The following is a 15185-nucleotide window of genomic DNA, read 5'->3' on the forward strand; positions in this document are numbered from 1 at the left end:
ATAGCAATTTCTTTAAATAAATATAAGACCAACAAGTAAGTGGCTTTATGAATTAAAAAGACTTCCTTAAACTGGGCTAATTAAAAATTCAAGCCCAACCTATACCCCAAATTACATTCAGGATATAAGTAACGCTTCACTTCAAAAAATAAAAATTCTTAGGGCTATTAATCTGCTATTATTTTTTTGCTAATGTTCCCAACTTCCGAATTAATATCTATAATATACATACCCGTATTTAGTGGTAGGTAAATAGATTTATCTTCTGTTGTGTTTAACTTTAATGCTTTAATTTCTTGTCCTAATAGATTATAAGCCGTAAGGTCTTCAATAAGGTAATTGCTCTTATTAATTATATTTAGCTGCTTAGTTTCGTTAGCATAATACACTAAAATTTTATCTGATTCTTCAACACTATTTTCTACACTTAAAAGGGTATTATTAAACACTAACTTAAAGCGTTCTGTATATTCTCCTGCTTCTAAATAAAGCTCGAAAGCGTTATCGTTAATAGGAAAGGTTTCATTAGTTGTTAAATCTTTAATATAAACTGGTGTATTTTCAGCTAGATTCTCTAAAGCTTCTAATTCAATTTTTACTAGACCTGCTTGTTTCACATTTAACCCTAAATCATACTCTTGTGTATCATTAAATTTATCGACACCTTGTATAACCAACTTCTTGTTTTCTAACACCCAATACATATCTTCTACACAAACATCGACCATAAAGGCATCGTAACCAACATCGAAGTTTTTAGAGGCGTTAGTATTAGCACCTAAAATAATTTGTCTGTTATAACCCATTGGTGAGTTATACCTAAGTTTTATTCTTGGTGTATTGTCTTTATGAATATGAACCTTATTATTTTTAGCATTAGCCGATTTAAAAAACAATGATGATGTTCCATCTTCTTTTGCAAAAACACGCTGACTATTTTTAAACACAATGTCTCCACCATCTACTTTTGTTAGTGTGGATCCGTTATCATTCTCAAAACCATCTAACAAGGTGCTCACAAAGAATCCTTGATTTACACCAATATATTCTCCTGGCACTTTTGTACCTATGCCTCCAGTTGCATTAAGTCGACTATCATTAGCTATTGCTGGCGCTCCGCCAATTAAATTTCTGGTAGCGTAACCACCAACATATTGTGCTAAATTATGTGAGTTTTCTTCTCCAAAATGATCCCAAAAATATAACGCTCCGTTTATAACAGTTCCATTAGGATTTGTTCCACCGTCGGCAACACTTAAATTATCTAAAATAAATGCCTCGGCATCTATAGCTGATGGATAAGGGTTTCCTATTAATCGATCTACCTCTTCGGCAGAACTATCTAACGGTAAGGTAATGTCTCCATTGTTTGGCAATCCTGTAAACACATAGTTTTGCATGGTTGTAATGGATACACTTCCAGAAGTTCCTTTCATGGTAAAGCCTTCGCCTGCCATTAAAGGTGTTGTTTCACTAATTTTCGCCCATGAGTTATAAGAATCGGCAGTACCATAAAATTTGTATAACCAATAGGTGCTTATGGTTTTTGCCAATCCTGGTGGAGGTGGCGTTCCGCTTCCATCTGGCGAACTACTAAAAAGTAAGCTCTGATAAAATGCTGAAAATGAACCATCATTTAAAACATTAGATATAGTATGATTGCCATTAGCAGAAGCCATTCCTGTACCTCGTGTTAATGTATTACCGCTAATTGGTCCTACTGATGATGACCAATAATTATAATTATAACCATTAGCTGTACCTTGTTGATCTCTTTCAATAAAACCACCACTATCGACATCAACAATACTACCTTCTTTTTGTATTAATTGAGACTCACCAATTAAATCAATTACACCATCCAATTCTAGATAATGCGAAATGGTTAAACCTTGTCCTGAATTTGTTTCGTCTTGAAATTCTATAGGATCTGCAATTGTAATAACTCCAGCGGTTTGTATTAAACCTAATAGTGTAATATCTCTATCTCCTGAAGATATATTATGTGCCGTCTCAACAATATTCCAATCTATAGTGGTAACACCATCTAACCCTAACGAATTTGGAATAGCCATATTAGCACTATTTAACCAACATCCAGCGGTATCCCATGTTCCATCGGCAGCAGTAACATATGGCAATGGAGCAGTTTGCTCATCGATTAAAGTTTTATCCTTGTGTAGGTATTTTAATCTTAAAAAATAACGCTCGTCTGTTAAACCTTCAATAGTAGAACCATATATTGAGTTAAAATCATAATACACTCTTAGCCTACTCCAAGGAATCGAAGCTGTTTCGTTACATGCAGAAGCTTGAGGAATAATTTTTCCGCTAACATAATCGGTTCCGCTATCATTAAATCGTTCAATTTCTTGATTCATTAAAAAACGAACCTGATCGTGAGAGAGCGCAACATCCCAAATATAAACTTCTTCAATACTTCCTAAAAGGGGATTTGTAACAGTATCCTTATCAATATACAAGGCACCAATACAATAGTTATTATAATTTGGAGTAGGATGCACAATATTTTGTACAGATTTATCAAGGATACCATCTATGTACATTAATATAGTCCCACTATCAAAAATGTAAGTGACTTGATGCCATTTCCCATCATCTAGAACCATATTTGAAGTATATTTAGGAGTCACATTATCGTCCATATACACCTCAATATTACCGCTACTATTTAAACGCATTTGAAGTTTTTCTCCTTTAGCCATTAAAGTTCTATTACTAGCATTTGCTGCACATTTAATCCAAGCGGAAATTGTAAAGTTGTCTACATTTAAGTTAATTTCAGACTCGCCCACTAAATAATCGCCCGCTTCAATATCAACCGTATGTTTTTCTGATAATTTTGAAACCTTACCAAAAGTAAAATATTTAGTACCGTCAAAATCATACCACGTACGAAGATCTAAACCTGAATCTGAAGATCTTAGCGGAATAACATCAATAATATCACCATCTCCAAAACTAGCATTATCGGCTACAATTAAAGCATATTCCTCGGTAGCAGTTTTTGAAAACCCACTAAATGCTGCCGATGGGATTGAAACATAAACAGTTTCGACATCGCCATTAACATGCTCGTTCGATTCAATTATTTTCCAAGTTCTGTCTATTCTTGTTATTGCGGTTGTTATGCCTGTAGCAACCGTTACTGTATTGGTCCCTGAACCTGTAAATGGCCCGTTATTGTTTCCCCATACTATAAAATCGCCATCCTTTTTAAACTCATTGGTATTTAAATTGTTAGTAGCAAAAACATTCCCTAAACTAATAGTTACCTCATTATCAAAGTTTAACGTTTTAGATTGTTTTTGATTTAAATCTGATATTGAATCTTTCCCTATTCCTGCTACATTGTAATTAAAGCCTGAGTTGGCAGCAATATCCCAGGTTTTAGTACCAAACGAATTAATGTAATCTTTTTCTGCTTCTATACTAGAGCCTAGAGTAATCCCATACTTTATACCTAAGTAGGATTCTATTTTATGTCTATCGGTATCTGTAACACGTTCTGCATATGTAAATATTTCTGCAATACGCCCATTTAAACTTCCTTGAGTATCTAGGTTTCTACCAATCCAATATTCCGAACCATATACGGTAAAAGGAGCTACAACCTCTGTAATTCCAATATTTAGGTATGGAATATTATTAACGGCACTTGTAGAAACAATATCTGAATTATACAATAACTCTTGAGCAGTAGCTGTTAAATTATTTCGAACGTTAATAATTCCTGGTTTATCATATGTCACAGTAGCCTCATCTGCAACTCCATTATAAAGCCCTAAAGGCCAAGGCAAAGGAATACCTTGATTATACGACAATACTTCGCTACTAAATTCTCCCGAGTAATCTCCAAAGCCAACACCTGTTATATCTCCTGGCAAGCCAGAAACAGTACCAGAAAAGATAGTGCTTCTTGACGATGCAGATGTTATAGGTGTATCGGGTATCATAACAATAAAAATGTCTTGACTATAAAACCCATCGCTAGAATTTTTTAAATATTGCTCTAACGAAGCCCCATCATTTTCAAATTTTATAACTGGGTTATAATTAATATTATCTACTTCCGTATCCAAATAAGTTGGTTGTTTATCAACTATAGGTTGTGTGGCATCTTTACCACTTGTTCCTAAATCTGCCCAAACAGATACTTTAGATGCTGTTTCGGTTACACCCCTTGTCGATTTTAACCAAAGTCTAAATTCAGCAAGAATACCACCAGGACCAGGAATACTAAAATCGTACAATTCTGCATTTACTGTAAAAGTAAAAGTTGTATTACCAGAATTACCTACACTAATAACACTTGTTTGTGTTCCCGATCCTGTAGCAGGAGCCGTAAAAGTTACATTAAACGCAATTGAATTATAAGGATTAATATTGTTTGATGGAATTGGAGACATTGAAGAGGCTACAAAATCGCCATTAGAACTAGTTAGAGAAAGTACATCTAAATTACAGCTACCTATATTAGATATAACATAAGTTCTAGTTATTGAAGTTCCTTTATCTACAATACCAAAAAAGGTGCCATTTAAAGCCGATGTTACGGTATCGCCATGGTATATATCTGCATAAGGACTTCCTCCTAAAACAAATATTTCGGGCGATGCATTTAATTGAAGTGTAAAAGTAAAGTTTGCTTGGTTACTGATTTCTATAGTTACCAATGTACTTTTAGCACCACATGAAAGACTTGTAGTTTCAACCTCAAAATCAAGAAATTTATCGCCTCCTAAACAGGTTAAAGGTTTAATATTTGTAGCAGGACTATTAGGAGAAACGTCAAAATCTGAAGTATTAGAGACATTAACATCTTGAATTTTTAGATAATCACAATTAGCAAGCTCAAGGTTGGTAATTCTAAAATCTAAACTATTACCTTCTGTTATACTTATGGTTGATCCTTCTGTTATTATTGCGCCTCCAAGAACTTCAACTTGGGCGACCTGGGCTTTACCAGATAAACTGAAAAAAGAAAAAATTATTAATAAAGTAAATTGTAAAAAATGGGTTGGCAGTTCTCGTCTCATCATCATAATCTTTTTAGGTTATTGTAATACTGAGAGACTAACTGCCTTACAAGAAGGAGCTATACAAACCTACATTTTATTTACGATATTGTGTTGATATTTTCGATGAAAAGCAAAAATAAAATATTTTTGTAGTCTTAATCCTTCTGTTTTATTGTATTTCGTCGGTTTATCGATAAAATAAAAATATGTTAAAAGTTGGCATTTTCAATTTGAAAACACTTCTGTTTAAAGGTCTAAATTTTACGTTAAACAATATTCCAGAATTATAACTGTAACTCCATATCGTAGTATTGATTTTCGGTTGAATTATTTGAAATACCATAGGAGTAAAAAAGAAAGACTAGTACCTAAAATAAAAACTCCTAAAATAACACCAAACATCAAAACGTTATCTTTTTAGAGAAACACCATCATTATTATGCTTATTTTATGAAATATTTTTATTTAGCAATAAAATTTAAATTATCTTCACTAAGATTTCTTGAAGCAGATAAAACGGCATGTTATTTGTGGATTAAATTTTAATGATGAAAAAACTAGTACTCCTTTTAATTGTCGTAATACCGTTGCTTAATTTTGGGCAAGCGAAAAAGGTATTGAGAAAAGCTTTAAGAACTTCAGATCTTAATGAAAGAATAAAACTACTTAACCAAGTTATAAACGAAGAGCCCAAAAACTTAGACGCCTACTTCTATAGAGCTACGGCCAAAAATGATTTGGGCGATTATAGTGGTGCCATAGTAGATTACTCTAAAATTATAATTGTAGAACCAGATGCCGATACGTATTATAATCGTGGTAACTCCAAATACAGCTTAAAAGATTTTACAGGTGCTAAAGTGGATTATGCTAAAGCCTATATGCTAGATGAAAATTTTATTGATGCCTTGTATAGTTTGGCCTGTGTAAAATTGGATTTAGGTGAATTTGATAGAGCTATTGACGATTTTACTACTATTATAAAACAAGTTCCAGACAATCCTAATATTTATGCATTACGCGCCATAGCATACAAAGCCATCGAAAAAAACACTGCTGCCGTTGAAGATTATTCCATGGCTATTGCTTTAGACCCTAGTGCCGACAACTATTATAATAGAGGTGCTTTTTTAATGGATATTAAATATTTTGAAGAAGCGCAAAGTGATTTAACACGATCGTTACGACTTAATAGAAACAATGCTTTTGGCTATTTTTATAGAGGCGCATCGAACTTATTTTTAGGGGCGTTTGATAACTCCATTTCAGATTTTACAAAAGCCATTTCTTTTGACACCATGGATTTTGATGCTTACCTAGGTTTAGCAATGGCTTATCTTAAAAATAATGATTTGGCAAATGCTAAAAAAGCTTATGACAGAGCAAACGCAATTCTATCGTTAAACAATGTTAATAATATTGAGCAATACGCCAATACGTATTGGTTTCAAAACCAGTACTATTATTTTAATAATGTAGTTATTGAATTAGCGAAACTTAAATAGCGCCCTGGGTAAGATAAACTAGCCTCTATATTTAAGTGGTAAGTGTACTACTTTTTTGGTTTCGTAGAAATTTTCCTCAAAATAATCGCTTAGGTTATAAATGGTTGTGGTTCTATAATCTTTTAACTCTTCAGTTAAATCCCCACCTTTTAAATATAAAATACCGTTTTTAAGGTCGTGGTTTTGGTCTTTAGCTATTTTACCTTTTATCCAATGTACAAAGGTTGGCATTGCAGCTACGGCTCTACTTATAATAAAATCGTAATTCCCTTTAATATCCTCTACTCTACTATGTGTTGTTTTCACATTAGTTAAACCTAATCCAGCAACAACCTCATCGACAACTTTTAACTTTTTTGCTATACTATCCACCAAATGAAACGAACACTCCGGAAATAAAATAGCCAAAGGAATACCAGGAAAACCACCACCAGTACCAACATCTAACAATTTAGTATCTGGTTTAAATTCCATAACTTTAGCTATACCTAAACTATGTAACACATGGCGCATATATAACTCATCAATATCTTTACGAGATACCACGTTAATTTTCAAATTCCAGTCTTGATATAAGTCTTCAAGCTTGGTAAATTGTTCTATTTGGTGTTCTGTAAGGTTGGGAAAATACTTCAAAATGAGTTTCATCTGCAAACTAATATTTCATTAAATAAGTAGGATGTAATTCGCATAATAAACAACTCAATTTGCATTAAGATTTTAGTTCTGCTCATTTCATCACTGTTAAATTTTCAACAAAAGTATACTTTTTACACACATTTTTTTACAAAAAAACGTTATTACTTCAAATGGTTTATACCTATCTTTGCCATAGGTATGAGAAGCAATTTATATTTTTATCATATTTAAATACAATACAATGAATAAACAAGCTCTTTCTTTTTCAAGAAAAGATCCCGCAAAGTTTTTTAAAACGCTTAACAAGCGTGTAAACGATTACTTTAAGGAAAACGAAATAAAACGTACCGGAAACTGGAAATTATACATTAAAGCCATAGTAATGTTCTCATTACTTATTGTGCCTGCGGTTTTAATTTTAACTATAGATAGCCTACCAGGTTGGGCACAATTATTAGGAATGGTAATTGTTGGAATAGGTATGGCAGGTGTTGGCATGAATGTTATGCACGATGCTAACCACGGCTCTTTTTCTAGTAAAAAATGGGTTAACAAATTAATGGGAAGTAGTATTTACATACTTGCCGGTAACGATTATAACTGGAAAGTACAACACAATGTTTTACACCATACATATACCAACATTCAAGGACACGATGAGGATATTGATGCGGGTAGAATCATACGTTTTTCTAAACATGCTAAATGGTTTAAAATCCACAAATACCAAAAGTATTATGCTTTCTTTTTGTACGGTTTATTAACTGCAAATTGGGCTGTTACAACAGATTTCATACAAACTTACAAGTACCTTAAAAGAAAATTGGCTTACGGTAAATTACCACATCCTGCAACACAATGGACAAAGCTAATTATTGGTAAAATAGTTTACTATAGTATTTGGGTGGTTTTACCAATTTCCCTTGGTTTTGCTTGGTGGGAAGTTTTAATAGGCTTTCTTATAATGCATTACACTGCTGGAATAATTTTAAGTGTTATTTTTCAATTAGCGCATGTTATGCCTAATACAGAAATGCCATTACCAGATACAGAAGGTAATATGAAAAACACATGGGCTATTCACCAATTATTTACAACATCGAATTTTTCTCCTAAAAGTTGGATTGTTGAGTTTTACACAGGCGGATTAAACAGACAAGTAGAGCATCATTTATTTGCTAATATTAGTCATATCCACTACAGTAAAATTGCTAAAATAGTTAAGGAAACTGCACAAGAATTTAGTTTACCTTACAATGAATATAATACATTTATGCAAGCTGTTGCAGAGCATTACAATCAATTAAAAGCGCTAGGACAAAAACCAAGTTTAGCTTAATTATACACTTACCGATTAAACAAAAAAACTAACAATGCAATTACTATCTGATAGAATTTTAAACATGGCAACGTCTGCTACTTTAGCAATGGCAGCCAAAGCAAGAGAACTTAGAGGCGAAGGAAAAGATATTATTGGTTTAAGTTTAGGAGAACCTGACTTTAACACTCCCGATTTTATTAAAGACGCTGCTATACAAGCTATTAATGACAACTACAACTCGTACACTCCAGTTGATGGTTATGGCGAATTAAAAGATGCTATTATTACTAAGTTTAAGCGCGATAACAATTTAACGTACACACCCGCTCAAATTGTAGTTTCAACTGGAGCAAAACAATGTTTAGCAAATATTGCTGGCGTTATGCTTAATGAAGGCGACGAAGTACTTTTACCTTGCCCATACTGGGTTAGTTATGCAGATATTGTAAAGCTTTACGATGGTGTACCAGTAGAGGTAAAAACATCTATAGATACAGATTTTAAAATGACTGCTAGCCAACTTAAAGCAGCTATTACACCAAAAACAAAGATGATTTGGTTAAGCTCTCCTTGTAACCCAAGTGGATCTGTTTATACAAAAGCTGAGTTAAGAGCATTAGCAGACGTACTTGTAAAGCACCCAAATATTTATGTGGTTTCAGATGAGATTTACGAACATATTAACTATGGTGAAGGTCATGCAAGTATGGCTGGATTTGAAGATATGTACAACAATACTATTACAGTAAACGGTGTTTCTAAAGCATTTGCAATGACTGGATGGCGTATAGGTTACATTGGTGGTCCAGAAAAAATTGCAAGAGCTTGTAACAAATTGCAAGGACAAATGACAAGTGGTGCTAACTGTATTGCTCAACGTGCAGTAATTACAGCTTTAAACGAGCCGCCTTCTCGTGTACAATACATGATAGACGAGTTTAAAGAGCGTCGCGATTTAATATTAGGATTAGTAAACAATATTGAAGGCTTTAAAGCTAACACACCAGATGGTGCGTTTTACATTTTCCCAGATGTTACTCACTTTTTCGGAAAAACATTACGTGGTAAGAAAATAAACAATGCTACCGATTTTTCTTTATACCTATTAGAAGAAGCCCTTGTTGCAACTGTAACTGGTGCCGCTTTTGGAAATCCAGATTGTATTAGAATTTCGTATGCCGCTTCGCAAGAACAAATTATTGAAGCCATTAAACGTATTAAAGAGGTTGTAAGCTAGTCATACCTCTTTTAAATATTTAATTCAGACCTGTTAAGTTTTAAAAAACTTGCAGGTCTTTTTTTGGGATAATACGTTAACATAAAGTTTTTGGGCGTTACCACAAGGGTCGGGCTTTCCGCTACAAGTCCTCGCTTCCAGATAAAAAATCTGTCGCTGTGGGCTTTCCACTGCAATCCCTAACGCGAAATACCTCACCGATTTTTAAAATCGGTGAGGTATTTTAATTTAACAATTACCTGTTTCTAATATTTGATAACAAATTACTTTTCTCATTGTAACAAAAACCAAAATAAGGGGATGATAACAAAAAGCAATAGTAAAAACACAACTAAGTATTTAATTCTTGCTTCTCTATGTTCTTTTTTAAGTCTTTGCTTAATTTCAATTAATTGCACTGGTGTAGCATGCGGAAACTCTTTTAGTCCAATATTGGCATAACTGCCTCCTAAAGCACCTTTCTCTCTTCGTTTTGATGTAAGACTCCTGTTATTCTTTAATGAATTGTTAGCAGCCATCATTGATCCTTCTCCTCCCATAATTTCTAAGTTTTAATATTGAATCTGTTTTGAAAAATTCAAATACAGTGTTTACTATTTTGAAGTCGAATCAAAATAATATGTAAAGAAGCTTCTTATAATATTAGTATACATTTTCCATTACATGTTACAACTATAAAAATTTACGAGAATTGCGTTAGGGATTGAACGGCATGTTTGAGCTCGCCGACCTTAGGAGGAAGCGAGTAGTGAAAGCGCGACCCTTGTGGTAACGCCCATATAACTAAAGACAAGTTATTATCTATTACGCCAGAAAAAAGGTGTAAGTAAAATAAGTACCGTAAACAGCTCTAAACGCCCAATAAGCATTAAAAAGGATGCCCACCACTTACCTAGTGCTGGTAATGCGGCATAATTATTTACGGGTCCGAAATCGCCTAAAGCAGGACCTACATTTCCTAAAGTTGAAGCCGCTAAACCTACTGAAGATTTAAAATCGATTCCCATCATAGAGAACACCAACGCCCCTATAATAAACGACAACATATACAGTATAAAAAACCCTAGAATATTGAAAACGATATCGCCAGAAATAGCACGTTTATTATAACGCACCGGAATAATAGCACTTGGGTGCAGTGTACGCTTAAACTCTAAGAAACCGTTTTTAATAAGTATTAAATGGCGCACTACTTTTACACCTCCAGAGGTACTTCCTGCGGAGCCTCCTAGGAACATGAGTCCGAAAAAGAATACCACTAAAAAGGGTGTCCATAAGGTATAATCGGCCGTTACAAAACCGGTTGTTGTTATTACAGATATAACTTGAAACAGTGCATGCCTAAAAGCACTTTCTGCACGCCCCCAAACCATTGGATGCGCTATACTAGATTGCGAAATATCTGCCCTGAAATAAATTATAACTGCTGCTATTATTGTAAAAATGGCGACAAACTTAAAGTAGAGCTTAAACTCCTCGTCTTGGATGGCTTTTTGCACTTTGCCTTTAAAAGCAAAATAACTAAGTACAAAGTTTGTACCTGCTAAAAACATAAAAAGAATAATAATGTATTGAATAACAGGATCGCCATTCCAGTAGGCAACACTAGCATTTTTAGTAGAAAAACCTCCTGTAGATAGTGTACACAAGGCATGGTTTATAGCATCGAAAAAGGACATGCCGGCAAGCTTTAACAATAAGGTTTCTGCTGCTGTATAACCAAAATAAATAAGCCATAATCGTTTGGCAGTATCCGTAATTCTGGGATGCAATTTATCTGCACTTGGTCCTGGTGCTTCGGCTGCAAAAAGCTGCATACCTCCAATACCTAAAAGTGGCAATATGGCAATGGCTAAAACGATAATTCCCATACCACCAATCCAATGCGTCATACTACGCCAAAACAACACCCCTTTAGGCACCGCTTCAATATCATTTAAAATAGAAGCGCCTGTTGTTGTAAAACCAGACATAGTCTCGAAAAAGGCATCTGTAAAACTTGGAATACTTTCTGTAAAGATGTAGGGTAATGCACCAGATAAAGACATAATAATCCAACCGAAACTAACTACTATATACCCTTCGCGTTTATTCATTTCTTTACTATGATCTCTAGTAAAAAACATGGTAATAACACCACTAATTAAAGTAGCTAAACCTGAAAGAAATAATTGAAACGTAACACCATCCTTATAAATTAAACTTACTAATGCCGACAGTAACATGAAGCCACCATTAAATAGCAAAAGTAATCCCAAAAAATGGAAAATAATCTTATAATTAAGTTTCATGGACTTTCTCACTATTTTAACGGAATAATTTTTCGACTCCTTTAATAGATTGTAATAAACTACAAACTACCACTCTATCTCCTTCTTGAATTTTAAAATCACCTAAAGCAATTTCACCTTTTCCGTTTCTAACCACACCGCCAATAATTGCAGAACGTGGGAAATCGATTTTTTTAATATACTTATTACAAATCGCCGATGAAGCTTTAACCTCAAATTCTAATAATTCGGCATTCATATTACTAAGCTTCGTCATGGCAACCACCTGCCCTTTTCGTATATACCTAAATATATTATTAGCAGCTAAAAGCTTTTTATTTATTAATGTTTCTATACCTACCGAATGAGACAACTCGAAATAATCCATATTCTCGACAAGCGCCACCGTTTTCTTTACACCTTTAGATTTAGCCACTAAACAAGACATAATATTGGTTTCAGAATTAGCACCTACCGCAATAAAAGCATCCATACCGCTAATATTTTCTTCGTCTAATAAATCTACATTTCTACCATCACTTTGTATAACTAAAACGTTAGGCAAATCGTCTGCAATATCAAAAGCACGTTCTTTATTAGCTTCTAAAAGCTTTACGTTAAACCCTTTATTGCTTAAATCTCTAGCTGTTTTATAGCCAATTTTACTACCGCCCAAAATCATAACGTCTTTTATCTCGTTATTAGCTTTACCGGTTAGTTTACAAAGCTCTTCTCCTCCTCCTTCCGAAGTAATAAATACAACATTATCGCCTCTTTTAAACTTGGTATCTCCTCTAGGGATAATGGTGTATTGCGTACCAAAACGTTGTAAGGCTATAGGAACAAAATGGATTTCTGGAAATATCTTTGCCGCTTCTTTAACCGTTTTACCCACAAAAGCTGCAGATCTTGATAAGTTTAAACCTATCATAGTTAATGCGCCACCTTCAAATTCGTAACTATCATTAAAAGACGATTGTTTTAAAGACAACTCAATTTCGGCAGCAGCCAACGATTCAGGAGAAATTAACTCATCAATACCAAATTTGGTAAAACCAACCTCATCTTTATGATGTATAAACTCGGTATTTGTAATTCGCGCAATAGTTTTTGCTGCCCCTAATTGTTTTGCTAAAACACAAATAGTAATATTAGTAGTTTCGCTTGCAGTAACAGCTATAAAAAGCTCGCAGTTTTCTACACGCGCTTCTTTTAAGATAGCTATGGAGGTGGAATCGCCTCGAATAACTTTAATATCTAAATGCGTATCTGCGTAGGCTAAACTTTCTTTGTCGGTATCAATTAAAGTAATCTCTTGAGACTCGTAAGACAATAATTTTGCTAAATGAAACCCAACTTCACCAGCACCAGCAATAATTATTTTCACTCGTTTAAATTTTTATAATGGTATGATTACAAATAAAAAACTGAAGCCCTATGTGATATACTATAGTGCTTAATTTATTTTTTCTTATTCATAAAAAAGTACCACAAATATACTATAAAATAGAACTTCGATCATAAACAGGCATTAATTTAATTATTTATAATCCTGTTATGTTTAACTTTTCCAATAGTTTATCTTTCCCTCTAGTGTTTCTATTTTATATTTTTGCTTCGGATAACCTAAACAATTTATTTTGACTTAATTTGATATATTAAAGTAAAAATAAATTATGTAGGTTTGCATCAAAATTTTTAAGATTTGACAAAAGTAAAGCCATACAAGGACAGCGACTTAGGTAAAAAAGAACAGGTAACGAAAATGTTTGATACCATATCGGGAGATTACGATGGGTTAAATCGTGTAATTTCTTTCGGCATTGATATTAAGTGGCGAAAAAAGGTAGTGAAAATAGTTAAAGAAGCTAACCCAGATTCTATTTTAGATATCGCTACAGGAACAGGAGATTTAGCTATAAACCTTGCCGAAACCAATGCAACTAGAATTGTAGGTTTCGATATTAGTAGTGGCATGCTTGAAATAGGAAAGCAAAAAGTAACTAAAAAAGGTTTAGACTCTAAAATAGAAATGATTTTAGGAGATTCTGAAAATATGCCTTTTGATGATAATTCTTTTGATGCTATAACGGTTGCTTTTGGTGTTAGAAACTTTGAAACCTTAGAAAATGGTTTGAAAGAAATTTACAGAGTGCTTAAACCCAATGGTACTTTTGTTATTTTAGAAACCTCTATGCCAACAAAAACACCGTATAAACAAGGTTATAATTTTTACACAAAAAACATACTACCTTTAATAGGAAAAGCATTTTCTAAAGACAGAAGTGCTTATAAATATTTATGCGAATCGGCATCTGTTTTTCCTTTTGGAGAAGCATTAAACAATATTTTACGTAATATTGGGTTTATAAATGTTGAAGATTTTCCACAAACTTTAGGTGTGGCAACAATTTATAAATCATCGAAGTAATTATATGAAATACCTTTTTGCATTAATATCATTTCTATTTATCGTTGAAACCTCTAACGCTCAGCTTTTTAAAAAAGAAAAAGTTAGCTATGATGCCAATCAAGGTCGAGGGTCTACAGATAACAATTTATTGCGTTGGGGCTATTTTTTAGGTATTAATAGCTACGATTTCAATTTTGATTACAAGAACGATTTAAGAGATATTTATGTGAAAAAGAGTCCCGGTTTTAGTGTGGGCTTAATAGGAAACCTGAGAATTAACGAGTTTATAGATATCCGTTTAGAACCAGGTTTATTAATTACAACACGAGAGCTTTATTACAGTCCGGAGTGGTTTCAAGGTGAACCAGATGTTAAAGATTCTGATTTTATTAGAGAAGTAAAATCAACCTATATACACCTTCCGCTTTTACTAAAACTATCTACAAAACGTATTAACAACTTTAAACCTTTTATTGTTGGTGGTTTTTCTACTGCGCTAAACTTATCTAGTAACGAGGATAACCCAGAGGATAATAAAAACGGACAATTTAGAACTACTAAAAGCTCATTGTTTTACGAACTAGGTTTCGGTATAGACTTCTATTTGTATAATTTTAAATTTACACCGTCTATACGTGGTCTTTTTGGAATTAATGACGAATTAGTAAGAGACGAAGATCCTAACAGCCCGTGGACCTCTAATGTTGCAAATATGCAAACGCGAGGTGTTTTTGTTAATTTCACTTTTCAATAAAAAG

General features: G+C 33.5%; 10 protein-coding genes. 5 read left to right on the plus strand and 5 right to left on the minus strand.

Annotated elements, in window-relative coordinates; translation table 11 throughout:
• Window positions 1-167: 167 nt before the first annotated feature.
• Window positions 168-5066 (minus strand): LamG-like jellyroll fold domain-containing protein, encoded by a 4899-nt coding sequence (locus AAFN75_RS03220; protein ID WP_411808203.1) that lies wholly within the window; start codon window positions 5064-5066, stop codon window positions 168-170.
• Window positions 5067-5587: 521 nt separating this feature from the next.
• On the opposite strand from AAFN75_RS03220, the gene AAFN75_RS03225 reads away from it, so the two are divergent.
• Window positions 5588-6547, plus strand: coding sequence for a tetratricopeptide repeat protein (locus AAFN75_RS03225; RefSeq protein ID WP_411808204.1), 960 nt, complete (start codon window positions 5588-5590; stop codon window positions 6545-6547).
• 18 nt (window positions 6548-6565) lie between these two features.
• On the opposite strand, the gene rsmG is transcribed toward AAFN75_RS03225, so the two are convergent.
• A complete protein-coding gene (gene rsmG, locus AAFN75_RS03230) occupies window positions 6566-7195 on the minus strand; it encodes a 16S rRNA (guanine(527)-N(7))-methyltransferase RsmG (RefSeq protein WP_411808205.1) in 630 nt (209 codons plus the stop codon).
• A 232-nt stretch (window positions 7196-7427) separates the two neighbouring features.
• Here rsmG and AAFN75_RS03235 point away from each other — a divergent pair, with 232 nt between their 5' ends.
• Together AAFN75_RS03235 and AAFN75_RS03240 are read left to right on the plus strand one after the other, a co-directional pair.
• Complete coding sequence (locus tag AAFN75_RS03235; protein WP_411808206.1) at window positions 7428-8525, plus strand: fatty acid desaturase family protein; 1098 nt, start codon at window positions 7428-7430, stop codon at window positions 8523-8525.
• A 34-nt stretch (window positions 8526-8559) separates the two neighbouring features.
• Entirely contained in the window at window positions 8560-9744 is a 1185-nt protein-coding gene (locus tag AAFN75_RS03240) for a pyridoxal phosphate-dependent aminotransferase (RefSeq protein WP_411808207.1), read from the plus strand.
• A 272-nt stretch (window positions 9745-10016) separates the two neighbouring features.
• On the opposite strand, the gene AAFN75_RS03245 is transcribed toward AAFN75_RS03240, so the two are convergent.
• The 3 genes from AAFN75_RS03245 to trkA form a co-directional block, all read right to left on the minus strand.
• Entirely contained in the window at window positions 10017-10283 is a 267-nt protein-coding gene (locus tag AAFN75_RS03245; protein WP_411808208.1) for a hypothetical protein, read from the minus strand.
• Window positions 10284-10541: 258 nt separating this feature from the next.
• Complete coding sequence (locus AAFN75_RS03250) at window positions 10542-12035, minus strand: TrkH family potassium uptake protein (protein ID WP_144116780.1); 1494 nt, start codon at window positions 12033-12035, stop codon at window positions 10542-10544.
• 16 nt (window positions 12036-12051) lie between these two features.
• Entirely contained in the window at window positions 12052-13401 is a 1350-nt protein-coding gene (gene trkA / locus AAFN75_RS03255; RefSeq protein ID WP_144116781.1) for a Trk system potassium transporter TrkA, read from the minus strand.
• 318 nt (window positions 13402-13719) lie between these two features.
• Between trkA and ubiE the strand changes: the two genes are divergently transcribed.
• Together ubiE and AAFN75_RS03265 are read left to right on the plus strand one after the other, a co-directional pair.
• Window positions 13720-14445, plus strand: a complete 726-nt coding sequence (gene ubiE / locus AAFN75_RS03260; protein ID WP_411808209.1) for a bifunctional demethylmenaquinone methyltransferase/2-methoxy-6-polyprenyl-1,4-benzoquinol methylase UbiE — start codon at window positions 13720-13722, stop codon at window positions 14443-14445.
• Between the two features lie 4 nt (window positions 14446-14449).
• Complete coding sequence (locus AAFN75_RS03265; protein WP_144116783.1) at window positions 14450-15181, plus strand: porin family protein; 732 nt, start codon at window positions 14450-14452, stop codon at window positions 15179-15181.
• The last annotated feature ends 4 nt before the right edge of the window (window positions 15182-15185 follow it).

It is taken from the genome of Algibacter sp. AS12, assembly GCF_046736315.1.
Taxonomy (GTDB): domain Bacteria; phylum Bacteroidota; class Bacteroidia; order Flavobacteriales; family Flavobacteriaceae; genus Algibacter_B; species Algibacter_B amylolyticus.

Excerpts from the sequence above, each read along its gene's own strand:
- AAFN75_RS03220 (WP_411808203.1), bottom strand. The coding sequence starts at position 5,066 with ATGATGATGAGACGAGAACTGCCAACCCATTTTTTACAATTTACTTTA.
- AAFN75_RS03225 (WP_411808204.1), top strand. The coding sequence starts at position 5,588 with ATGATGAAAAAACTAGTACTCCTTTTAATTGTCGTAATACCGTTGCTT.
- rsmG (WP_411808205.1), bottom strand. The coding sequence starts at position 7,195 with ATGAAACTCATTTTGAAGTATTTTCCCAACCTTACAGAACACCAAATA.
- AAFN75_RS03235 (WP_411808206.1), top strand. The coding sequence starts at position 7,428 with ATGAATAAACAAGCTCTTTCTTTTTCAAGAAAAGATCCCGCAAAGTTT.
- AAFN75_RS03240 (WP_411808207.1), top strand. The coding sequence starts at position 8,560 with ATGCAATTACTATCTGATAGAATTTTAAACATGGCAACGTCTGCTACT.
- AAFN75_RS03245 (WP_411808208.1), bottom strand. The coding sequence starts at position 10,283 with ATGGGAGGAGAAGGATCAATGATGGCTGCTAACAATTCATTAAAGAAT.
- AAFN75_RS03250 (WP_144116780.1), bottom strand. The coding sequence starts at position 12,035 with ATGAAACTTAATTATAAGATTATTTTCCATTTTTTGGGATTACTTTTG.
- AAFN75_RS03265 (WP_144116783.1), top strand. The coding sequence starts at position 14,450 with ATGAAATACCTTTTTGCATTAATATCATTTCTATTTATCGTTGAAACC.